At 54.7% G+C, this 23,369-nt stretch carries 18 protein-coding genes; 9 read left to right on the forward strand and 9 right to left on the reverse strand.

The annotated features are described in order from the left end of the window. Positions 1-102 precede the first annotated feature (102 nt). From OSC10802_RS0118965 to OSC10802_RS0118980, 3 genes are all read right to left on the reverse strand, one after another. Positions 103-2,643: a CHAT domain-containing protein gene (locus tag OSC10802_RS0118965; protein WP_017718355.1), complete on the reverse strand. Its 2,541-nt coding sequence runs from the start codon at positions 2,641-2,643 to the stop codon at positions 103-105. A 961-nt stretch (positions 2,644-3,604) separates the two neighbouring features. Next, the gene (locus OSC10802_RS0118975; protein WP_017718357.1) at positions 3,605-3,832 is read right to left on the reverse strand and encodes a hypothetical protein; all 228 of its coding nucleotides are present in this window, start codon (positions 3,830-3,832) and stop codon (positions 3,605-3,607) included. After that, entirely contained in the window at positions 3,829-5,610 is a 1,782-nt protein-coding gene (locus OSC10802_RS0118980; RefSeq protein WP_017718358.1) for a S8 family peptidase, read from the reverse strand. The genes OSC10802_RS0118975 and OSC10802_RS0118980 overlap by 4 nt, the downstream gene beginning before the upstream one ends. 167 nt (positions 5,611-5,777) lie before the next feature. Here OSC10802_RS0118980 and OSC10802_RS0118985 point away from each other — a divergent pair, with 167 nt between their 5' ends. The 4 genes from OSC10802_RS0118985 (at position 5,778) to OSC10802_RS44540 (ending at position 11,196) form a co-directional block, all read left to right on the forward strand. Continuing rightward, on the forward strand, positions 5,778-6,203 hold the full coding sequence (locus tag OSC10802_RS0118985; protein ID WP_017718359.1) for a hypothetical protein: 426 nt from the start codon (positions 5,778-5,780) through the stop codon (positions 6,201-6,203). Between the two features lie 325 nt (positions 6,204-6,528). Continuing rightward, positions 6,529-6,897: a hypothetical protein gene (locus OSC10802_RS0118990; protein WP_017718360.1), complete on the forward strand. Its 369-nt coding sequence runs from the start codon at positions 6,529-6,531 to the stop codon at positions 6,895-6,897. Between the two features lie 458 nt (positions 6,898-7,355). Beyond that, positions 7,356-10,322, forward strand: coding sequence for a WD40 domain-containing protein (locus OSC10802_RS40840; RefSeq protein WP_155968057.1), 2,967 nt, complete (start codon positions 7,356-7,358; stop codon positions 10,320-10,322). 301 nt (positions 10,323-10,623) lie between these two features. After that, positions 10,624-11,196, forward strand: a complete 573-nt coding sequence (locus OSC10802_RS44540) for a hypothetical protein (protein WP_017718362.1) — start codon at positions 10,624-10,626, stop codon at positions 11,194-11,196. A gap of 88 nt (positions 11,197-11,284) precedes the next feature. Here the strand turns inward: OSC10802_RS44540 and OSC10802_RS0119010 are convergent, their stop codons facing one another. Both OSC10802_RS0119010 and OSC10802_RS0119015 read right to left on the reverse strand, forming a co-directional pair. Beyond that, on the reverse strand, positions 11,285-11,578 hold the full coding sequence (locus OSC10802_RS0119010) for a hypothetical protein (RefSeq protein ID WP_026098619.1): 294 nt from the start codon (positions 11,576-11,578) through the stop codon (positions 11,285-11,287). A gap of 384 nt (positions 11,579-11,962) precedes the next feature. Further along, a complete protein-coding gene (locus tag OSC10802_RS0119015) occupies positions 11,963-12,181 on the reverse strand; it encodes a hypothetical protein (protein WP_155968059.1) in 219 nt (72 codons plus the stop codon). Positions 12,182-12,314: 133 nt separating this feature from the next. Here OSC10802_RS0119015 and OSC10802_RS50330 point away from each other — a divergent pair, with 133 nt between their 5' ends. Genes OSC10802_RS50330 through OSC10802_RS40850 form a run of 3 tightly spaced genes read left to right on the forward strand, consistent with a single transcriptional unit; the run spans position 12,315 to position 15,845 of the window. Beyond that, positions 12,315-12,524, forward strand: a complete 210-nt coding sequence (locus tag OSC10802_RS50330) for a hypothetical protein (RefSeq protein ID WP_017718364.1) — start codon at positions 12,315-12,317, stop codon at positions 12,522-12,524. A gap of 42 nt (positions 12,525-12,566) precedes the next feature. Next, positions 12,567-13,163 (forward strand): hypothetical protein, encoded by a 597-nt coding sequence (locus OSC10802_RS50335; RefSeq protein WP_155968061.1) that lies wholly within the window; start codon positions 12,567-12,569, stop codon positions 13,161-13,163. Positions 13,164-13,202: 39 nt separating this feature from the next. Further along, entirely contained in the window at positions 13,203-15,845 is a 2,643-nt protein-coding gene (locus tag OSC10802_RS40850) for a tetratricopeptide repeat protein (RefSeq protein ID WP_017718366.1), read from the forward strand. Between the two features lie 392 nt (positions 15,846-16,237). On the opposite strand, the gene OSC10802_RS0119035 is transcribed toward OSC10802_RS40850, so the two are convergent. Together OSC10802_RS0119035 and OSC10802_RS50340 are read right to left on the reverse strand one after the other, a co-directional pair. Then, complete coding sequence (locus OSC10802_RS0119035; RefSeq protein WP_017718367.1) at positions 16,238-17,203, reverse strand: protochlorophyllide reductase; 966 nt, start codon at positions 17,201-17,203, stop codon at positions 16,238-16,240. A gap of 53 nt (positions 17,204-17,256) precedes the next feature. Further along, positions 17,257-17,481, reverse strand: coding sequence for a hypothetical protein (locus tag OSC10802_RS50340; RefSeq protein ID WP_155968063.1), 225 nt, complete (start codon positions 17,479-17,481; stop codon positions 17,257-17,259). 169 nt (positions 17,482-17,650) lie between these two features. Between OSC10802_RS50340 and OSC10802_RS0119040 the strand changes: the two genes are divergently transcribed. Then, positions 17,651-18,037 (forward strand): hypothetical protein, encoded by a 387-nt coding sequence (locus tag OSC10802_RS0119040; RefSeq protein WP_155968065.1) that lies wholly within the window; start codon positions 17,651-17,653, stop codon positions 18,035-18,037. Here OSC10802_RS0119040 and OSC10802_RS0119045 read toward each other — a convergent pair. Both OSC10802_RS0119045 and ppsA read right to left on the reverse strand, forming a co-directional pair. Further along, a complete protein-coding gene (locus tag OSC10802_RS0119045) occupies positions 18,015-19,001 on the reverse strand; it encodes an L-lactate dehydrogenase (RefSeq protein ID WP_026098621.1) in 987 nt (328 codons plus the stop codon). The two genes, OSC10802_RS0119040 and OSC10802_RS0119045, sit on opposite strands and share 23 nt — an antisense overlap. 476 nt (positions 19,002-19,477) lie before the next feature. Beyond that, entirely contained in the window at positions 19,478-22,015 is a 2,538-nt protein-coding gene (gene ppsA / locus OSC10802_RS0119050; RefSeq protein WP_017718370.1) for a phosphoenolpyruvate synthase, read from the reverse strand. Between the two features lie 770 nt (positions 22,016-22,785). On the opposite strand from ppsA, the gene OSC10802_RS0119055 reads away from it, so the two are divergent. Next, complete coding sequence (locus OSC10802_RS0119055) at positions 22,786-23,064, forward strand: hypothetical protein (protein WP_155968067.1); 279 nt, start codon at positions 22,786-22,788, stop codon at positions 23,062-23,064. The last annotated feature ends 305 nt before the right edge of the window (positions 23,065-23,369 follow it).

Raw genomic sequence — 23,369 nt, forward strand, 5'->3', positions numbered from 1 at the left:
GGGCCCCGCCTGCGCCCCTTCTGCAAAAAAATAAGCATACAAACGTAACTTATAAAATATATAGAGCCGGCCCCTTCCCGCCGGCAGCCGCGCCGGCACAGGTCAGCGCTTGAGTTGCTGCAGGGATTGCCAGTCGGCAATCGCTTGCGGCGACCACATCCAATTTTTGGCCAGAGCCGGCAGTTGAAAGTTGACAGGATCTTGAGCCATCACCATTTGCTGGAACTTGACGGCCTTACTCAAGAGGAATTGCTTCTCAGTCCCTGATTGGGTGCGGGCGGATTTCAGCCGCACCAACGCCAAACCGGCATAAGCCGTCAGAACATCCCGACTGGCGACGGATGGGGTGCCGCGTGGAAGCTGCTGTTTCTCATCGGGTGCCGGTGGGGCGAGCTCCCCTGAAGCTTGCGGCATCCTCACAACCTGAAACCAGGCGTCTGAAGCCGCTTTCAGATTGCCTTCAGCGTAGAGAGCGAAGCCCAGAGCGTTGTAGTAGAGGGGTGAGTTGGGTTTCTTTTCAACAGCTCTCTCCCAGTAGGTGCGGGGGCTGTCCAGGCTGCGATCTGGAGTGCCGGCTTGAACAAACTGCCAAGCCAGCCGGCCTTTGAGAAAATTAATAGCGGGATCATCCTGTCGCTGTTTGGGCACCGCATCCAGCGCCACCTTCGCTGGAAGGAGAGCAACCCGGTCGAGCAGCGCTTCCACCGCCAGCTGCCCTCCTATCATATCCCCCTTACGGAACTTTGCTATCGCCGAAGCGACGACTTGGGGGGCAGTCCCTTTGTTCAGATCCGCAGATGAATCCTCCCTCAGGGGCGGCGCGAACATCCCCGGAGGCCACAAAGCCGGCGGTTGCTCGGGCTGGGGAAAGATTTGCTCTCGAAAAGCCCACACACCCAAAAGCCCGACTGCGGTGGCTCCCAGCACGCCGAGCGCCACCAGAGCCACTGACCGGCGGCAGCTCAGAACTGAGAAATTGGTTTTTCCCCTTTTCCTGTAGCCGTTTCCCACCTCCCGCGCCGGTGCCGCACTTCCCCGGCGAGCGTCACCAGGCTTAGGATCGGGGCGCTGCCGGTATATTTCCGGCTCCAGCGCTTGCTGCTCTTCCTCCGGCAAAGGGAACCCGTCGCTGGGGGGAGCGGCACCGGGGTCATCTGAGCCCGGTGCGGGATTTATCAGCTGGCGCAGGAAGTCAGAAACGACAGCGGGCGCTTCATCAACCGCCACATCCTCGTAAGCCAGGTCCTGATAGATATCCTCGACTTCGGCCAAGTCCAGCGCCGAGAGTTCTGGGAATTCAGGCGCGACTGGCGATCTTGAGAGCCGGCTGGCCGGCGGCTCCGCAGCCTCTGCCAGACTTGACAGCTGTTCCGCCGTGCGGTAATTAGAAGTCAGATAGCCGTCAAATTCCGGCTGGAGATAGAGAATCGGTAAAGCCCAGTAAAGCTGGTTAGAGCCATAAGCAGAAATCAGCCCCTGGCGCGCCCGACTCAGGCTGAGATCCACGGGATAGCCCCGGTCGAGGTTGCGGTAAAACAGCTTCGCCAGCGTCAGCGCCACATCATCGGGAATAGATTCCGCCATTGCCAGCACAGCGGGAATGCCGCGCTTGACAAGAGCCTCTGCCAGATTGCGCTCGCCGGCGGAAACGGTTGCGTCCGAGATCGGGGTGTGGGCGCTGTGGCAGGAATTAAACACCGCCAGCTGAATGCCGTTGTTGGCCAGCAACCCAGCCAAGTCATCGCCGTTTAACGTCTCGGTCAAGCCCGTTTTGCGGCTCACCAGGTACAGCTCGCCCCCCGCTGCTCCCAAGTTGCTGTGACCGGCGTAGTGAAACACCTGATATTGGCCTTCTTCGAGCGCTTGCGTCAGCGAGTTGCGGTCTGGCTGTTCCAGTACGGTGAGCTGCATTGCCTGCGTCCCACCCATTGAGTTGGTGAGCGAGCGTCTCTGGAGCTCTTCTTGCAGGTGCAGCGCTTCCCGTTTCAGTTCCAGACTTTCGAGATCCGTAGGTGCGGACAGCACCATCAAAATTTGCAGGGTCGAGGCGCAATAGCCGGTGTCCTTGCTCTGACCAAAAGACTGAGCCGCAGTTTTGGCCGGCTGGTAGCGGGAAAAGGCCACATCCGTGCCGGTGGCAATCGGGCGCTCTCCAGCATAGAGCACTTCCCAGGGAAGGCGGGGCAAGCGGTTGCCCTTGAGCCCCAGGCGCAGGCGCAACACCTGCCCCCGGTTCTGGGCAATGCCTCTAGCGGTCATCCAGCTGTCTCGCAGGGTGCCTTGAAACAAGAAATTGTACAGCTCCCGACCGACGGCGACCAAATTCAGCCCTCCGGCTGCATCTGGGGCAGAAAATCGCTGACCTGTGTCTGAGTCTGGCTTCTCGTGCCGTGCGGCAGAGTTGGCCCCCTCCCGGGAAGCGGGCAGCACCTTGTCCCGATAAGTCGGGCCGGCACCCTCTTGCAGCAAGCCCAGCAACGGGTTATTCATCAGCTGGCTCGCTACGGCCAGCCACTGCTCCACCGGCCAGGTGACCTGCTCCTCCGCCAAAGGCACGCCTGGTGCCACCCGTTCTGTGCGCACGAGATAGTCATCTGCCCCAACGGGGGTTACAGAAATATGAAATTCTAATTCCTGAGTCACAACTAAAGTGTACTCCTGTTGCAGCCATCAATCTCGACGGTTTTCTTGGCCAAATCGTTCAGTCCCTGACCTCTTTCATGAAGGTATTAGTGCCCGCAGCTTCTGCAATAGCGACTGCAAACGCCTAACTTTTTCTGGAGAGGCCAAGGCGCTTGTTCCGGTAATGGCAAACCCGGATTTTCTCATTATACGATAGGGGCATCAAAAAGTTGCCGCGCTTTGCCTTCAGCTCTTTCTCATCACCTTCATGGTTCTCCGGAGAGTTGTGCTTTTTTTGTGAATAGTGTATTCTATAAGTATAAACCCTTGATTGACTTCTCCGGCAATCCCTATGCCGGAGATTTTCTCATTGCCAAACTAGGCGCTCTCTCTCCCCAACGATTCTGCTCCTCGGCCTCACCGTCTCGGCTCATCCCAGGTCGAATCATCTCACATTGGGTTTTGTTTATCTGGTTTTTCCGATAGCTTGAATATTTTCCGGATCTCTCTGACTCCGCCCAGAAATCTGAATTGGTAGATGCACCCTGATTGATGGTCTCGGCTTTATCCTGGCCGGGATTTTTTTATCGGGCAGGAGAATGTCAGCTAAAAAATTAACCCCCTCTCCCCTCTCCCGCCATCTCTCGCCGAAGCTGGCTGTTTTTTAACGGGCTAAAGCCTGAGACGATTCCCTTTTTTAAACCAGCCAGCAACACGGACTGGACTGCTCAGCAGACAGGGATTTTTCCGGATGTTTCTAGCCCCCCAGAGAAGACACGAGTGGTAGATGCACCCTGATGAACTTCCCCGCCCGACCCGGGCGGGGTTTTTTTATTTTCCACAAGGGCGGGAAAGCAAGCCTCAAAACCGGTAATAGCGGCCTCTTGAACAGACGGAAAAACCGGGTTTCTTTTGGCTGTGGCAAAGAAACCCGGTGTCTTAACCCCGGCAAGGCCCAAAGAGCCGCCCGGGAGCGACCAACCTACTGAATCACTTCAAAGGTTTTCACCTCTAGAACCGGCCCAATCATGGCCAAGGTCATGACGTCCTTTCGCACCTCACCGGTGACTCTGACTTTCTGGCCAGATTTCAGCAGGTCTTTGGGAGCGCCCTGAAAGATTTCGTAGGATTTTTTATCGGAGGTGACTAGGGCCCAGGTTCCGGGCCCGAAGCCTTTGCGCTCAATGGTGCCCTCAACAGTTAAGCTCATACCGGCTCCACCTCGGTTTTCAGGGCCAGACGCGCTAGCCCGTAACACAGCAAGGCATTGACCGCCAGGAAGGCGCGGGCGGCGGCACCGGCACCCAAACCCCAGACTGCCGGCGAGATGGCGGCGCTGATGGCGAGACAGCTGGCAGCGCCGATGGCCGTCCCGATGGCCAGCCACTTCCACTGCCGGTGTCCCAGCAGCAGCAGCACGAGGGCCAGGGGAATGGCGGCGCTGGCAAAAATCGGATTGAGGGTGCTGCTTCCAGAGATGGCACCGCCGAGTTCGGGAAGGGAGCTGCCCATGACGCGGAATGGCCACTGCGGCAGGTCAAAGATGTAGAAACCGCGCAGGAAGAACAGCCCAGAACTGCCGGCCACCAGCCCGCTGGCAAACGTCCAGTTCCAGCGGAAGGGGAAGTAATTGCGCAAGAACCAGGCGAGCAGGTAAGATCCCAGCACCATGGCAATCTTGGGCAGCAGGGCCACAGCACCGCCGTCAATCCAGAAGCGGGGGTTGAGATAGCCGTTATCGCGCAACCAGCGGAAGAAGTCGCGGAAGGTGATTTGCCCCTTGGTGGCGAGCTCAACTGCACCGGCGGCGTCCAGTTTGCCGGCACCGAAGTGGTTGAGGGGATCGTCGCTGACGGCTAGCGCCGACTGCTTGAGGACGTTTTCGATGCCGTCCGGATCTTTTACGCCGGCGGCTTTAATCAGGGCGGCGACACCGGCAACGTGGGGGGCTGCCATGCTGGTGCCCTGGTAGGCGGCAAAGATGGATTCGCCGGTTTCGGGGTTAATGGTGTTTTGCAGGATGCCGCCGAGATCGCTTTCCCTGGTGCTGCCGCCGGGGGCGGCGATGTCCACACCGGCTCCGTAGTTGGAGTAGAAGGCTTTTTGCCCGCTGGCGTCAAGGGCGGCGACGCCGATGGCGTGGGGGTAGCGGGCGGGGTAGGCTGCGGAATTTTCGTCTTCGTTGCCGGCGGCGGCAATGATAGTTACGCCTTTGCTGTGGGCGTAGTTGATAGCTTCAAGCATGACTGCGGACTCGCCGCCGCCGCCCAAGCTCATGTTAATTACGTCTGCGCCGCTGTCGGCTGCAAATTTGATCGCTTCGGCAATGTCGGCGACGGTGCCCCCGCCGTAGGCGCTGAGCACTTTCAGGGGCATGATCTTGGCTTCGTAGGCGATGCCGGCGACGCCGTAGCCGTTATTGGTGGACTGGGCGATGGTGCCGGCGACGTGGGTGCCGTGCCCGTTGTCGTCTGCCGCGTCTTCTCTATCGTTAACAAAGTCGTAGCCCGGGACGAATTCGGTGTTTTGCAAGTCTGGGACGCGGCTGACGCCGGTGTCAATTACGGCAACGGTGGTGCCGCTGCCTTTGCTGTCGTCCCACGCCCGCTCTATGTTAATGCTGCGCAGGTTCCACTGCTTGCTGTAGTCTGGATCGTTGGGAGTCTGGAAGGCTTTATACTCGTAGTCGGGTTCTATGTATTCGGTGTATTTTGCTACCTCCGACTTTTTCAGGGCGTTGAGCAGCGCCCAATCGCCCCTGACGATGTACAGGTTGTCAGCGCGTGAGAATGCGCTGTTGAGGCGGGGGGCAACGCTGTATTTCTGCGCTATCTCGCTCAGCTCGCTCTGTATCTGGGCTGCTGGGATATCCTCGCGGAAATCCAGCACAATTGTATCAAACGTTCCTTGGTTGGCCAGACCCTTGAAGTTAAACAAGGCCCAGCATATGCCAATTATAAATAAGCAGGGAAGGAAAATTTTTCTCATAGAAACCCTTCAGCTGTTGTGCTGGTATCTCTCCACGATAGCTTAATTTCTGACCCGATGGCGCTTTTGTTGCGAAAGAGTTACAGTTTTCTTTCAGGTTTCATGGTATTGTTCGGGAACGCGCCCGGGTAAGAATTGTTTGTCGTCTCACTTCCTGCTGATTCATTATGGAACGAGGTCTGTTGTGGCTGCCCCTGTTAGGCATTTTTATCTGGCTGGCTTGGGCCGGCTGGAATGAGTATCAAAAAGTCGAGGCTTATCGCCTTTGGGCGAAACAGTTTCAGCGGGCTAAGTACGACATTTATGCGGTTCTCGGACAGGACGGCAGCCGGCTTGTCTGGGGCAAGCCGGCACGGTCGGGCCCAGTAGATATGCAAACATTTTCGCTCAAAGACGTGCGATCGCTACAGCTTTTGGTGGGCGGCAAGCCGGTTTCGCTGCAAGCGCCGCCGGCATCAGGGGGGGCGATCGCGCTCTTATTTGTGCTGGAGTCCGGGGAGGCGGTGCGCGTCCCCTTCACGGAGATATCCATTGCCGCTGAGTGGGGCTCGCACTTGCAGCAGGAATGGCAGCGCTATTGCCCCTCCGGTTGAAACTTGCGGTGACGCGCAAGAGCCGGACCGCCCGACCGGCGCGTTTTGACCGCTGCACCACCCTTGCGCCCCTTTTTGCTGCTTGTTGCGATTTGGCAGTTCTTCCTTATCGATTTCAGAGTATCAGATTTTTGATATTTTGTCAACTATCCAGCGGGTGGTTTATGAACGCACTCGGCAAATCTGAGCACCGGCAGCGCGGGGTAGCTGCGCTGCAGACAAAATAGTGTGGGGCGTGCGAGACTGGAGAGCAACCCTTGTGACAGGAAGATGGCCAGCTAGGAATAGCTTTTGCAGGCGGGAAGCCAGTTGGCAAAACAGCCCGATGATCAATGAGATAAAAGTTTACTTTGGCGACGTGAGCAACCCTTTTGACAGAGCCCCCCCTGACAGTGGCCACTGTCTGCTAGGGGGCAGGCTGCGGCAGCGGAGCAATCAGGCGCACCGGCACAGCAGCGCTCTCGCTCGTGACACCCGCAGGCGCGATGCCGGGATGCGGCAGCAACGAGCCGGTGGGGAAAAGTCTCACTCAGGGTTGGGCTTGGGGCACTCTGGACATCGCTGCAGTTTCCCGGATTCAGGAATTCTAATTTTCACGTCTGCCTCGGGTGACTGCGCTGCGGTATCCTTTGAGAATTCAGGGACAGGACGCCAGACTGGCTGGGGTTGGCCCTCACCCGCTAGATTGGTATAGCCTGTTCCCCGATTCGAGCAATCTGGATGACTTAACCGACAGTAGGAGCGATGATTTTCCCAAGGAGGTAGGGGGGTGAGCGGAGGGGGCGAACGATAAGCGAGTGAGCTTTCAGGGGGTGAGGGATTCACGCTTTGGGCGAAAAGCATGTAACTAATATAACAGTGGCGGTGCCGGCGAAAAGCAGATATAAAGCCTGAGAGTTGCGGTCCGTTGCGCTGTCGTTCGAGTCTAACTCAAGCCTTGGATTGCAAGGGGATATGCCTGAGGCAAAATCTTTGCGGGGGGCGCTCGGGCGTGTGAGATGTGCCGGTGGCGGCACGGAACCCCTACAATAAAGCAGGCGTGGGGCTTTCGCCACACCGTTAAGGGTGCTGTTGGCGGTGCCGCCCCTGTGTTGCCGGTCTGTCGGGGCAGCGTTTCACTGTACAATTGGAGAACCTATCGGAGATGCGGAAATGGTCTGGAATTGGCTTAAGAACGTAGGTAAAGGAGTCACGGGTTCGGCAAAGGTTGGGAGCGACACCCAAATGTATCTGGCTGCTGACAAGCAAGCAGAAAGCACAGCCCTCAGCCTTCCGGGAAATACGGCTTTGGCAGAGCAGCGGGAGGAAATGCAGGTCGCACAGCTGAAGCTTCAGTATTTACAGCAAACTGAAAATCAACAGGGTCAGGGATGGCTGGCAGAGACTGGTGAGGATCTGGCCAAAGAACTGCCTGAGAAAATTTCGGCTTTGCAACCCTGGCAGGGGGGGCCAAATTATGAAGGCGCTAAGGAGCTGCAAGAGAAATATCACGCTTTTCAGGGGGAGCTGGCGAAACTCAATCACGAACGGGCGAAAGAACTGCAAGAGTTTATTCAGAGAGTGCAAATCGCCCTCAGCGAAAAGAATCTGGATTTTCAGCGGTGGCGCTGGGAAGAAGAGAAATCTCTCCAGTTACAAGTGCTGGAGCTAAACCACGAACTCCAGCGCTCTCTGGCTGACTATCAGAAGGAAACTTCGCTGAAGCTGGTGGAGGAACAAAAAAGGCTGGAAAATTCGCCGATTTGGCTAGTCGCTTCTGACTTGCTCAACTCGCATTCTCAGGAAGAGGTGATGCCTTTGCGGATTTTCTTCGCGCCGCCAAAAATTCAGTTTGAGCGCCCCGACAAGGCGGGAGGTGCCGGCAAAGAGTTCCCAGAGATTGAGCTAACTTTAGGGGAAGGGCTGCGGCAATTTTTGCGGGAGTATTCCGCACAGGGCAGATCACTAGATTTTTTAGCCGGCGCTTGGGTGAGCAAGACGTTTCACAGTGAGGCGAGTATCAAAGCGCTGTTTTCGGCGCTGAAATCTGAGCCGACTTTGGTGCTGGAATCGGAAGTGGATGGGAATTATCTCAACTTCCGGGTGGCGTACTGGAGTTTAAATTGGCCAAAATATCGCTATGACCCGGTGATCTCCCGGCTGCCCTATCGGGATATCCTGTATGAAGCGGCAAAAGCTCGCGCCCGCAAGTGGCCAGAAACACGGGCCAAGTTGGTGGCGGCTGGGGAAGCGCCAGAGGACGTTGACCGGCTCTATGGCGGGGAGAATCTGAAAAATTGGCAAATCTTGCAGCGGGAGGAGAGATTCCGAGAAGCGGGGATTGATAGCAGCGAGGTGGAGTTCAACTATATTGTCACGCGGAAAGATTTTGAGGAGCTGTGCCAGTTTTTAATTATTTGCCACTGCTTGTTTGCCGGTTTGGTGGCGGATGAGTATTTTCTGTTTGAGTACAATCAGCCGCCGGTGCTGCCCCAGCTGATTCCTGCCCTGACTGCAAATGTGCCGGACAGGGAAGCGGTGCGGGATATCATGGAAGCGGTTGTGCTGTACAATTACCATATCTATGAAGCGCTGGAAGCTCAGCGGCCTGCTTTGGTGCCCGACTTGGCTCTGGACTGGGCGCGGAGTCTGTCACATTTGCCGCAGAAAACTTGGGCGAAGGGGCGCGTGGTCTATTCGGTGCAGTGTTGGCTCAAACAGAACGGGCTGTCGCAACCTCAGGAGTTTGAGGAGCTGTTAGATACTCTGGAGTCGGCGCTGAAAGTCTCGGATGTGCCTTATGTTGAGAAGCTCAATGAGTGTCTGGTAGCTCTTGGGGAGAGTCGCCGCCTGAGTGTGATAGATGCTTGCTACAATCGGGGGGTGAGCCGGTGCAAGCTGGGAGAGTATAAATCTGCGATTGCGGATTTTGACCAGGCGATTCAGCTGAATCCCAAGTGGGCGGAAGCTTACTACAACCGGGGGCGCGCCTATGAACAATTGGAAGAGTACGAGCAGGCAATTGAGGACTACACGCTGGCGCTGCGGACAAATCAGAACTCGGCGGTTGCCTACTGCCAGCGAGGCAATGCCTATTACAAAATGGGGCAGTACGAGCCGGCGATTGCTGACTACGACCGGGCGCTGGCTGTCAACCCCAACTTGACTGAAGCGATTAGCAACCGGAATCTTGCCCGGGGTGTTTGGGAGGAGATCAAGCGCAAGGAGGAAGATCAGCGGAAACGCCGGCTGGAAGCTGCTGCCGTCGCCTACACCCTCACGGGGCACTCCAGCACGGTTTGCGCTATTGCTATCAGCCCCGATGGGCAGACGCTCGTCAGTGGCAGCTGGGACAACAGCATCAAGATTTGGAAGTTGAGCACCCGGGAGGCAATCCGCACGCTGATGGGGGATTCTAAGTGGGTTCTCTCCCTGGCGATCAGCCCCGATGGAAAAACGCTTGTCAGTGGCAGTGCTGACAGCGTTATCAAGATTTGGGAGCTGAGTACGGGGCAGGAAATCCGCGCCCTCAAGGGGCATTCTAGCTGGGTTCGCTCTCTGGCAATCAGTCCGGATGGGCAGCTGCTTGTGAGTGGCAGTGAGGACAACACGATTAAGATTTGGAAGCTGAACACAGGGGAGGAAATTCACACCCTGAAGGGGCATTCTAGCTGGGTTCGCTCTCTGGCGATCTGCCCGGATGGGCAGACACTGGTCAGTGGCAGTGATGACAGCACGATTAAGTTGTGGAATCTCAGTACAGGGAAGGAAATCCGCACCCTCAAGGGGCATTCTAGCTGGGTTCTCGCTCTGGGCATCAGCCCGGATGGGCAGACGCTCGTGAGTGGCAGTGATGACAGCACGATTAAGATGTGGAATCTCAGTACCGGGCAGGAAATCCGCACCCTCACGGGGCATGCTGGCAGCGTTTTTTCTCTCGCTATCAGCCCCGAGGGGCAGACGCTCGTAACTGGCGGCGGTGACAGCAATGTCAAGATTTGGCAGCTGAGTACCGGGCAGGAAATCCGCACGCTCACGGGGCATTCCAACTGGGTTCTCTCTCTGGCTATCACTCCGGATGGGCACAGCTTGATTAGTGGCAGCAGTGACAGCACTATCAAGATTTGGCAGCTGGCGTGACAGGGTTTTTAACCGGCGCGGACAACCACAAATTTACTGATTTGTGTGTCCGCGCATGCCGTGTCCGGGTTTGGAAACTGTGCGGTTTTTTGGGCGTTGCAGATGGTGGGATGAACCCGCACCCCAACCCCAGCCCCGCGTGCGGGGAGGGGGAGGAAGAGGGGTTTTTTGCTCTAGGGGAATAAGTAACTCGCAGGGTGCGTTCCCTATCCCACCGGCACTGATGGAGGTGAGTTCCCTAAGAGGGAACCCCCCCTACTCCTGCCGAATTCTTTTGAACCGCCAGCTAGGGGTCAGTCGTATGAGTGAGAGCATTAGTGCGAGAAAAAAATCTGTCAGGCAATTTTATAATACAGCGGTCACAGAACACCTGCGCGAGAGAGGCGATTTTAGAAAATTCATGCCTGAGTGTTGGATAGGTTATGTCTTCTTATATTGGGATGGGTATGAGCTTCTCCCACCCGAAATCAAACGGCCCACTCAGGAAGTCCCCAAAACTGTCCTTGATACGTTTGAGCGCCACCTCTGGTATTCCAGGCATAACCTCAGCGATATTTATCTTTTGAGGATTCCTGTTGAGGGTCCCGATACTTATATCTTTCTCATTCAAGGGCATTGCCACGATGCTTGGGACAATGGCTGTCAGTTAGTTGAGACATTTGATCAGCGGGGTGAGCCACTTGGGGCTGGTTCGATTCGTCATGCTGGGTGGGAGGGAGACACTCCTGTACAGTACATAGACTGGATGGATCGTCAACTTGACAGTCGCGACTACTACAAACCGGCTCCTCCTTGGGATGGAGATCCGCTACCAGAAGATTTCTCCTACCATCACCTGAGCCTTCCTATCTTGTGGTCAGAGGAGCCTGAATAGTAGCAGGACAGGCAATGTTTACCAGACCGGCATTGAATGACAGTTTGGGGCCATCTAAGGGGCAATTCTGCTCTATAAAGGTGGCGCACTACTTCTTGAGGGTGCTGCAGATAAGCTCACCGGCACCCTTGGGCTGGAATGGCACAGCCGTTCCATCTTTTCGCACTCTCACCCGCTGGCGACAGTTGTATACCTCAATTGGCCTTTTATGCCCATCGACACTAACGGCTGCTCGATATTCCCAGTAATTCTTGGCGCTTCGCTTGATACTGAGGATACAAATTACGCGGTCATTGGAGTGCCGGCAGAAAGACGCCGCAGCAGGGAGCGCGAAGGAAAACGATAGTGCTAGCACCAGCAGCAAAGTAATGTATTTACTCATGCCTGAAATCAATCGCCTCCTCAAAATTATACCGTGCTGCCACTTATTATACAGATATACTCGATAATTGACAATCAAAAGCCCACCGGCCCTGGCCACTCGCGCCTCTCTCAGCTGATGATTATAGCAGTATGCACTTAGGTTAAAAGATTAGACCTTCAGGCCCGGCGGGACGCCTGCCCTACGTCTATATCCCAGTAGTAATATGGGTTAGGACAATAGGAGCAGGAGTGCGGGGGTGCAAAAGAGGCCGAGATGTACGAACCTAAGTGGCTACTGCTATACAATTAGATAATTCTTCTTCATCAATTTTATCCCATCATATTTAGATATCTGCCAGTGGCAATTGTTATAGCACCGGCATTCCGTGGGTGCCGGGCGGGTTTAGTGAGATTTTTCGTTTTGTGGCAAAGAGTGCGGGCGCTCCCCGCTTCTAGGAATTTGTGCCGGTGGCGTGAGGGTGGTTTTCGGGAGGGGAGTGGGGGCGAGTTTATTGATAGGTTTCGCTGTCTGGCAAAGAGTGCGGGCGCTCCCCGCTTCTAGGAATTTGTGCCGGTGGGGGGGATGGGGGCGGGTTTGCTGACATGTTTCGCTGTCTGGCAAAGAGTTTGGGTTCGCCCCGCCCCTGCACATTTTTGCCGCCCCCTCCCCCTTAATCGGGAAGGGGTTCGGGGGTGGGATTGTGGGTGCCGGGGCGGGTTTATTGATATGTTTCGTTTTGTGGCGAAGAGTTTGGGTGAGCCGGCCCCTACAAGTCTACAAAATCGATGGGATAGAAAATATTATCACTAAAAACACCGGCAAGCAAGATGCTGGCACCAAACGCAAGCTGGACGTGCGAAAAAATTCTTGCCAAACGAGCCAAATCGGCAAGTTACCTTTTTGCCACCAAAAAAATGGCGGACGAGCGATGGGTTGCCAGCACAGCAGGCATGCTGTAATATAGGTGTTTTGTACAAACCACTAAGTTGGGACTTTTGCACGAGCCATGAATACCCCCTTGGACGACAATTCCCATCACAGCCCGCACTCCCGCCTGGATGGGTTGAGGCAGTCGCTGGGTTTAGATTCCCACCGGCACGGCGGCGCTCAATATCCTGACTCCCATTTGGGCGATGCTGGGCAACTGCACCCTCACCATCGCGACTTGTTTAACGGTGTTTCGGATTTTAGGCAACCGGCACATCACAGCAATTCCGGCGATTCAGGCATTCCCGATTTCACCTCTAGCTGGGATGATTGTGGCGCATTTGCCTTTAATGGTTCAGGCGGGGGACAGCAAAGGATCAGGAATGACGCTCACCGGCCAGATGCGCAAAATCGCCTATCGGATTTTAGCAATTTTGACACTCCCCAGCAACCCGGGAGTGCCGGCACGGACGGCAAAATCTATGGCCGGCACGATAAATGTGTGGGATGGTTCGATAGGGAAGGGCGCGTTTACAATTCGGCTGGCGTGGGGTTTTTGAAACCGCCAAGGGGGTTGTGGGCGGAGCTGCGTATATGCCTCTCGTTTATCTGGGAGACGTTCAGGGTGAGGGGATGGCAAAAGAGAGGCGCACCCTGGGGGAAAGCCGCCCACTGACAAGCCAAATATCTGTATGGAGTGAAAAAAGGAGGTACAATGGTTTGGGAATGGCTTAGAAACGTAGTTAAAACCGTTGCGGATACGGCTAAGTTTATCCTGGCAGCGCAAATGTATATTCCTGACAGACAAGCAGAAAGCGCACAGCTCACCATCGCAGCCAATAGGGTTCTGGCAGATCGGCGCGATGAGATGCAGGTGGCGCAGCTGAAGCTCCAGTATTTACAGCAAGCTCAAAATCGAGAGTTTCAGGGATATCTGGCTGAGCCAAGTCGCGAGCAGTCGAAATATCTGCCAGATAAAAATCAGGCATTTCTGGCTGAATGGGCAAAACTCAATCAGGAACGGGCGAAAGAGCTGCAAGATTACATTCTGAATGCGCAAATCGTCATCTACGAGAAAAATATCGATTTCCAGCAGTGGCGCTTGGAACAAGAGAAAGCCCTCCAATTACAGTTGCTAGAGCTGAACCACCAATTCCAGCGATCGATGGCTGCCTACCAGCGGGAAACTTCGCTCAAGGTTATCGAAGAGCAAAAAAGGCTGGAAAACTCCCCGATTTGGCTGGTGGCTTCCGATATCCTCAACTCTCATGCCGGTGAGGAGATCATTCCCCTGCGGATTTTCTTCGCTCCGCCCAAACTTCAGTTTGAGCCATGTTCCAGCGCCGCGAATGCCGGCAGCGGCTTCCCAGATATTGAGCTGACTCTGGCGGAAGGATTGCGGAATTTTTTCCTGGAGTATTCCGACAGAGGCAGGGCGCTTGACTTTATGGGGGGGGCTTGGGTGAGCAAGAGCTATCACAGCGAAGCCAGTATCAAAGCCCTGTTTTCCGCCCTGAAATCTGAGCCGACTTTGGTGCTAGAATCAGAAGTGGATGGGGATTATCTGAATTTCCGGGTCGCTTACTGGAGTTTGAATTGGCCCAAATATCGCTATCGCCCGGCGATCTCCCGGCTGCCTTACCGCCATATCCTGCATGAAGCGGCAAAGGCTCGCGCCCGCAAGTGGCCAGAAACGCGGGCCTGGCTGATAGCTGCCGGTGAGAAACCGGAGGAAGTTGACCGGCTTTTTGGCGGGGACAGTCTGAAAAATTGGGAAATTTTGCAGCGGGAGGAGCGATTGAGGGAAGCGGGGATTGATGCTGAGAACCTTGAACTCAACTATATTGTCAGCAAGAAAGATTGTGAGGATCTGTGCCAGTTTTTAATCGTCTACCACTGTTTGTTTGCTGGCTTGGTGGCGGATGAATACTTCCTCTTTGAGTACAATCTGCCGCCGGTGCTGCCGCAGTTGCTCCCTGCCTTAACTCAACAGGTGCCAGACACGGAAGCCGTGCGGGAGATCATTAAAGGGGCTCTCCTTTATTATCACAAAATTTTTGAGGTGCTGTCAAGCCAGCGGTCGGCTTTAGTGCTAGAACTGTCTCTGGATTTGGCGCGAAATTTGGCCCATTTGCCGGAAAAAGTGTGGGCGAAGGAGGAAGTGATTTACTCGGTGCAATCCTGGCTGAAACTGCACGGTTTTGCGCAACATCAGGGGTGGGAGGCAATGCTTGATGACCTCCATTCGGCTCTGACTGTCGCGGATCTGGCTTATGTCGAGAAACTGAATGAGTGTCTGGAGGCAATTGGGGAAAGCCGCCGGCTCAGCGTCATAGATGCCTGCTACAATCGAGGGGTTAGCCGGTTCGAGCAGGGAGAGTATAAAGCGGCAATCCCGGATTTTAACCAGGCGATTCAGCTGAATCCCCAGTGGGCTGATGCCTTCTACAACCGGGGGCTGGCTTACGCACAATTGGGGCAGTACCAGAAGGCAATTGAAGACTATAGCGCAGCGCTCCAGATTCATCCGAACTCGGCACCAGTTTACTGCAATCGCGGCTATGCCTATTACAAATTGGGGCAGCACGAGCCTGCGATTGCTGACTACGATCTGGCTTTGAGTAGCAATCCAAATTTGGCAGAAGCGGCTAAAAACCGGGAGATTGTTCAGGGCGTCTGGGATGAGTTAAAGCGCAAAGAAGAGGAGCGCAAGTGCCGGTTGGAAAATGCCTCCGTCGCTCACACCCTCGCCGGGCATTCCAGCGACGTTAATTGCCTCGCCATCAGCCCGGATGGGCAGACACTCGTGAGTGCCAGTTGGGACAGCACTGTCAAGGTTTGGCAGTTGAGTACAGGGAAGGAATTGCGCACCCTCACCGGGCATTCCAGCTCCGTTCATTCCCTCGCCATCAGCCCGGATGGGCAGAGGCTCGCCAGTGGCAGCGCTGACAAAACTGTCAAGATTTGGCAGTTGAGTACAGGGGAGGAATTGCGCACCCTCAGCGGGCATTCCAGTTACATTCATTCCCTCGCCATCAGCCCGGATGGGCAGACGCTCGTGAGTGGCAGTGGTGACAGGACTATCAAGATTTGGCAGTTGAGTACAGGGCAGGAACTGCGCACCCTCACCGGGCATTCCAACAGCGTTATTTCCCTCGCCATTAGCCCGGATGGGCAGACGCTCGCCAGTGGCAGTTGCGACAGCACTGTCAAGTTTTGGCAGTTGAATACAGGGGAGGAATTGCGCACCCTCACCGGGCATTCCCACTACGTTTATTCCCTCGCCATCAGTCCGGATGGGCAGACGCTCGTGAGTGGCAGTGCTGACAAGACTATCAAGATTTGGCGAGTGGTATGAGAGGGCACCAATTTTGAACGCGGACAAGTGAGCGGGCTAAAGGTAATACAGTCAGGTTCTGAAACCAGGGTTCTTAAAGAAACTTGGTTTTTTGATGTTCACCGGCATTCTGTGGGGGTGGGGGCTTTCAGTAGTGCCGTACATGCCAGAAACCCGGTTTCTTAAAGAAACCGGGTTTCTCAGTACCTCACAAAGGATGAAAACCGCTATATATTCTTCCTTTTGTGGCAGCGATTGCGGGCTTGCCCCGCTCCTACGAATGTATGCCAGCATTGCAGCACCGGCATTCCCTAGCGGTAGGCGCGGAAAAATCCGCCCCCTCCCCATTAACGGGGAGAGGGTAGGGGTGCCAGGTTCTGCGAGTGGGATTCTAAAAAATCAGGAGCGATCTGTTAGTACGCAAACGCAACCAACTTTTCGCTCAGGTCCCACAGGCGCTCAGCTTTCTCATCATCGCTCGCTTCCGGAGACACCTGTTGCACAAAGGACTTGCCATTTTTCTTCTGGCGGTTTCCCCAGCTCCAATACATCCCGGATTGTTTGTATTCAGGATCGGCAACCACCGCCGCAACCCGCTCACCGGCTAGCTCCTCGGAGACAAACCCGCCGGTAATGTACTTCTGGAAGATGGGAAAAAGTTTCTGAAACAGGGGATAGTGGTTGCGGAATAGGGCAGTTGTCGCCACACACCCCGGATAGAGAGAGTTGAAGGTGATGCCGGTTGACTCGTGATAGCGCCGGTGCAGCTCCCGCATGGTGAGCACATTGCACACCTTGCTGTCTTTGTAAGCTTTCACCGGCTCAAATTTCTTGCCGTCAATCATGGTATAAGGATCTTTGAATCCCTCTGCCAAGCCCTTCAAATCTCCCAAATCCGGACGCGGTGGAATTTTTCCTCCCAACTCTTTCGGGTTGTGCGTCACGGTTCCCAAAATCACCACCCGGCGATCTGGAGCTGGAGAGAGCTTCATATCCTCTAGCATAATCTTGCACAAGAGGAAATGACCGAGGTGATTTGTAGCAACCGTTAATTCATATCCCTCAGGGCTGCGCAGCGGCTGCTTGATCAGAGGCATATAGATGGCAGCGTTGCACACCAAAGCATCCAAGGATCTGCCGGTTGCCCTGAAGCTGTTGACAAACCGGCGAACGCTATCCAAGCTGCCCAAATCGATATGCAGGATAGTGTAGCTGTCTGCGGGCATGCCGGCAGACTGGGCAGCTTTTTCTGCCTTCTCTAGATCCCGACAACCCATCACCACATGCCATCCCTTTTTGGCAAGAGCTTTCGCGGCGTACAAGCCCACTCCCGAGGAGGCACCCGTGATTGCGACTGTTGACTTGCGATTTTCTTCCATTCTCTTCGGACTGCGTTAACTGTGCTGAAACTGTGCTGACTCTCTCTAGGATCTCACAAAACGCTCCCCAAGATCACTCCTTTTTTGCCGCACCGGCGGGCTGTAAAGGTGCGCCGGTGACTGGCGCGGAAGCCAATCTCGATCGGGATTCGCCCAGAACCTTTACTCCGTCTGGGTTCTAGACCTATCCCGATCGAGGGGCGGGGAGGGAGCCGGTGCCGGTGTGTTTCATCTCCATACAGCCGGCACCCAGCGCCAGCATCTATAGCAGTATGCACTTAGGTTAGGACATTCTATCGAGAGGCCCGGCGTTAGCGCTACGCCGTACCTACGCCTTTTTCCCTAGGTCACTGATGTCCTAAGCAATATGACTGCTGCTATATCTATAGAACTGAGAGACTCGCCACAACTATCGCCCGCAAACCCCCTGTGATCGAGCCGGTGCCGGTGGTAGCACCCACCGCCGGCGAGAAGCAGTCGCTGCCGGTGTCTCGCCGGCGGTATCCCCGCGACTTCTATTCGGTACTGAGAAACCCGGTTTCTGAAAGAAACCGAGTTTCTGGGGCGCACTTCCTTCAACTGAAAACCGCTATAACTCAACCGGCACCCCGGATGCCGGCCCACACCCCGACCTTATATGCCCGCAACTTTTCCATTATCTATATCTTACCGCAACCCCACAACTTTGTGCTATGTTTTTCAAAAAATCTGTCACAATCAACCGTCATATTTAACAGGAAATTGCCTAACTTCCTCCCCCTCGCCGCAGGCGGCGAGGGGGCTGGGGTGCCGGGGGAAAACCGGCAGCCCCTCACAACTGTAGAGACGCAATAATTTCCCGCATAACCTCAGCGGAATGCTGCAGCTGCAGTTCCTCAGCCGGAGTCAGAGAGAGATTGAGCACCCGCGTCACACCCTGCCGGTTCACCACCGCCGGCAGACTCAGACAGACATCATAAATCCCGTGAGCGCCATTCATCAAAGTGCTCACCGTCAGAACCCGGTTTTGATTGCCAAAAATCGCCTTCACAATTTCCGTCACCCCCAGCCCGATAGCGTAACTCGTCGCCCCTTTGCGCTGGATAATCTCGTAAGCGGCATTCTTCACCCCCTCAAAAATAGGCTCCAGCAGGTCACGATCCTCCTTCGAGCCATCTTCCAATAACCGCATTCCCGAGATATTCACTTTGCTCCACACCGGCACCTCACTGTCTCCATGTTCCCCTATAATATAAGCGTGGATGCTGCGCGAGTCAAGCTGCATTTTCTCAGCCAGCATATAGCGGAAGCGAGCCGTATCCAGCACCGTACCCGAACCGAAAACCCGATTGGCTGGCAGCCCAGACAGCTTCAGAGAAACATAGGTCATAATATCCACCGGATTAGTCACCAAAAGCAAAATCGCATTCGGGCAATACTCAACCACTTCCGGAATCAGCTGTTTGAATATTTCCACATTGCGCTGCACCAGATTCAACCGGCTTTCCCCTGCCTTCTGCTTAGCGCCGGCGGTAAGAATAACAATATCCGGGTCATCACTCTCCGCCAAACTCCCCCCGCGCACCGTTACCGGCTCAAGGAAAGGCAGCCCGTGCAGCAAATCCATCACCTCTCCTTGCAGCTTATCCTGATTCACATCCACCAGCAACATTTCATTGAAAGTATTCTGAATCAGCATCGAGTAGGCGCAAGCCATCCCCACCTGGCCGGTGCCCACAATCACCCCCTTCAGCGGGCGGCGATATCCCCTCCATTCTTGACTGTCCGCAACCGTAGCCATAAACAGCTTTTCCAACATATATTTATTCTCTAACATCCGCGATATGCTATAATTACAATAGGCAAATTATCCCCTATTGCCATCCCTCTTCAGGAATAAAAAAAGCCCCTGTCTCCCCACTCACCCTATACGCATCCTTTCCGAAAATAAAGAAACCAGGTTTATTGAACAAACCTGGTTTCTGAGGCTGAAAATCGATTATCCAGAGAAAAATTGCCCTAACTGCGGGGTGAGCCGGTCGGGCTAAAGCCCAACTACAAACCTTTTCAAGTCAGAGGCTGGGAGCGAGAGAAAAACTTGCCCAACTGCGGGGGTGCGGTAGGGCTAAAGCCCAACTACAAACCTTTTCAAGTCAGAGGCTGGGAGCGAGAGAAAAGAACCTCTTTCTCCCCCCTCTCCCACAAGGGGAGAGGGGGGCTGGGGGGGTGAGGGGCTTTTGCTGTGGTCACATACCCAAGAGGGGCTGGAGTTGGGGTGCCTGCTCCCTCCTAAGTTTATTGCACCTTAGCGATCTCCTCGATCAAACCCATTGCCGAACTCGACTCCTCGACCTGAGCGATATTCAGCAAAGTCTTCATCACAGAATCCGGGTTCAAACTAATCGAATCAATCCCCTGCTCAACCAAGAAGCGGGCAAACTCAGGATAGTCACTCGGCGCTTGACCGCAAATCCCTATCTTGCGCCCGTATTTCTTAGCCGCCTTAATCGCAATCTGCACCATCCGCTTCACCGCCTCATTGCGCTCATCAAAGATGTGCGCCACCAAAGCCGAATCGCGGTCTAGCCCCAACGTCAGCTGAGTCAAGTCATTCGACCCAATCGAGAACCCATCAAACACCTTGCTGAAGTCATCAGCAAAAATGACATTGCTGGGAATCTCGCACATCACATAAACCTGCAACCCATTCTTGCCCCGCTCCAAGCCATGTTTGGCCATTTCAGCCAGCACCTTGCGCCCCTCATCCGGCGTGCGGCAGAAAGGAATCATCGGGATAACATTCGTCAAACCCATTTCATCCCGCACCCGCTTCAGCGCCTCGCACTCCAGAGCGAAAGCCGCACTGTAGTTTGGATCGCAGTAGCGAGAAGCGCCGCGCCAGCCAATCATCGGGTTTTCTTCATGGGGTTCAAACTGACGCCCGCCGAGAAGATTGGCGTACTCATTGCTCTTGAAATCCGACAGGCGCACAACCACCGGATTCGGATAGAACGCAGCCCCAATCCGCCCAATCCCGTGAGCCAGCTTGTCCACAAAGAACAGCGGCTTGTTTTGATAAAGTGCCGTCAGCTGCGCGATTTCAGCCTTGACCAGCTCGTCTTCGAGCGTGTCGTAGTGCACCAAAGCCAGCGGGTGGACTTGAATGTGGTTAGTAATAATAAATTCCAAGCGAGCCAGCCCCACGCCATCGCAGGGAATAGCAGCCAGACTGAACGCTTCCTCTGGATTCCCCACATTCATCAGGATTTGGGTGCGGGTGCGGGGCAGATTTTTCAGGGTCGTTTCCTGCACTTCAAAAGGCAGCAAGCCGGCATAAACCCGTCCTTCTTCCCCTTCCGCACAGGACACCGTTACCTCTTGTCCCGTCTTGATAACCTTGGTGGCGTCGCCGCAGCCTACAATCGCTGGGATGCCCATTTCCCGCGCAATAATTGCCGCGTGACAGGTGCGCCCCCCTTGATTGGTGATAATGGCGCTCGCCTTTTTCATGATTGGCTCCCAGTCGGGGTCTGTTTTGTTTGTCACCAAAACTTCACCCGCTTGGAAAAGGTCGATTTTGTTTACATTCAAAATCACCCTGGCTTGACCCTGACCGATCATTTCGCCAACAGCGCGACCCCGAACCAGGACTTCGCTTGTCCCTTGCAGCCGGTAAGTGCGCAGGACGCTCGCCGCTTTTTGGGACTGCACCGTTTCTGGACGAGCTTGCACCACAAATAGCTGGTTCGTGATGCCGTCTTTCGCCCACTCAATGTCCATCGGCGTGTAGGTGCCGCGCACTTGCGAGTAGTGATCCTCAATTAGGCACGCCCAGTTGGCAAGCTGGAGAATTTCCTCCTCAGTGAGGGCGTATTGACTGCGCTCCTCCGCCGGCACGGACACGTTCTTGGTGTACTTGGAGCCGCCGATATCATAGACCATTTTGATATCTTTGCTGCCCAGGCGTTTGTCTAAAATTGGGCGGAAACCTTGTTTGAGAGTCGGTTTAAAAACAAAGTATTCATCCGGGTTTACTGCCCCTTGGACGACATTTTCGCCCAACCCGTATGCTGCGGTGATTAAAGCGGCATTTCGGAAGCCGGTTTCTGTGTCAATGGAGAACATGACCCCAGAGCAGGCTAAGTCGGAGCGCACCATTTTCTGGACGCCGACAGAGAGGGCAACTTCAAAGTGGTCGAAGTTTCGGTTCTGCCGGTAGGAAATCGCCCGGTCAGTAAACAGGGAGGCAAAGCACCGGTGGCAGGCTTCCAAAACCCCTTGGACGCCAGAGACGTTCAGATAGGTTTCCTGCTGCCCCGCAAAGCTGGCATCAGGCAGGTCTTCTGCAGTAGCGCTGGAGCGCACTGCTACATCGATCTCCTGAGAGAACTGCTCGCACTGCTCTTGGTAATCTGGCCCTACCCCCTCGCACAGCTGGGATTTATTGCCATAGCGCTGGCACAACTTCAGGTAAGCTGTCGCGATAGCCGACTGCAGTTCCGGGGGGAATGGCGTGTTGAGAATCAAGTTGCGAGCTTGCTTGCCCCGTTCGCGCAGGTTGTTGACGTCCTCCACGTCCAGGTCAGCAAACAGCCGGCGCAGTTTCTCCTGCAAGCCAGCTTTCTCGATAAAGTAGCGGTAAGCGTAGGCTGTGGTGGCAAAGCCGGTGGGAACACGGATTCCCTTGGATGTCAGTTGCTGAATCATTTCTCCCAAGGAAGCGTTCTTGCCGCCCACCCAGGAGATATCCGCTAGCCCGACTTCCTCGAACCAAAGCACCAAGGCTTGCTCTTTGGCCTGTTGGGATGTTTGTTCTGGAGCTGTTGTGACCATAGGTTTTGTACCTCTAACCTTAGTCTCTCTTTTAGTTTAGCAAAGAAATCCCATCTGACGTTATCTTTTATTTTAATTTTTATAACTTACGTCAGCAATTTCTCTGAGCGGTTTCTAAAGTAATTGTTAAGACCAGCAGGGGGTGAGAAACCGGGTTTCTTTTGCTGAGTCAACTGATATGTAATGGCCCACATCCGTAGGGGCAGCACATTCACGGAGACTGCCTCCGGTTTCTGGCTCCTTTACTTTTCTTTATAAACACTCTCTCAGGAATCTGGCTGCAGTCCTATCCCTGTGAGCCCCTGTGATTTAACTCCTCGCCGAGGTGAAGCTGCATCCCCGGACTTTCGCAACAGATGTGTTGTTTATGTCGGGAGATTAAGCCCCCTCCTGCCACCGCCGGTGGCTCACAGGGGATTTCAGATTTGACGATTTTCGATTCCCAATGCCGGCGCATCTTCTTTGTGCAAAAAGGAAGTTACCCCGCAGGGGCGTCTCCGGGCTGAGCGCCCCAGAGGCGCTCCACCCCCCCCGGCGGAGGCAGAAGGGTGAATTCACCCTTCCCCCTGCCTCCCTAGAGATCGGAAATCACTTACAAGCAAGGATCTAGATCACATTAGATCCCTGTTTCCGATCACCAAAATTTCACAGAATTGTCACTCTCCCGGCCAGGTTTCGATCACTGTCTCTTGGGGAGCGCCGATTGATACTGAAACTACAGATGCAGATTGAAAACTCAGAATGGCCTGAAGAGCCTGGTGGGAAAAAAAATGAAAACTTGGAGCGTTTCTTATCAAGACTGGCTAATCTTAGGAATGCAACTGGACGGAGGATGGGCGATCAAGTGCCTGCCACCCAGAAGACACACGGTTGCCACAGACTGGCACGCTCACAAAACTCTGGAGTCTGCTGTTGTCGCCGCTAAACAGTACATTGACCGCGCTATCGCCCTGTATGTCCTGGCAGACGCCCTCCTCGAACTCTGCGAAGCAGGTAAAATTCAAGATACTGAATGTCAGCGCTTGCTCGTCTCCCTTGGATATTGTTAAGCGACATAAGACTTGCACTGACGCCTAGATTTATTTCACCAGCTTTTCTTTGAACTTCACGCACGGGGCAACCCCCTCAAGGGCGCGGGCCCGCAATCGCACCCGTGGCGTAATGCCGGCGCTATCTGCGACGCTGCAACAGCGCTATTGCCGGCGATGAAGAAATACAAAGCTGTGGATCAGTTTTTACGGAAGAAAGGTTGTGCGCTGCGACACTGGCTCAAAAAAGTAGTGGGATCACCATCGCAATTCACCGCTCAATAGGGGCAGGCTATATGTACCCAGACTCACCGCTTATGCCGGTT

Source organism: Kamptonema formosum PCC 10802 (assembly GCF_000332335.1).
Taxonomy (GTDB): Bacteria; Cyanobacteriota; Cyanobacteriia; order Cyanobacteriales; family Oscillatoriaceae; genus Oscillatoria.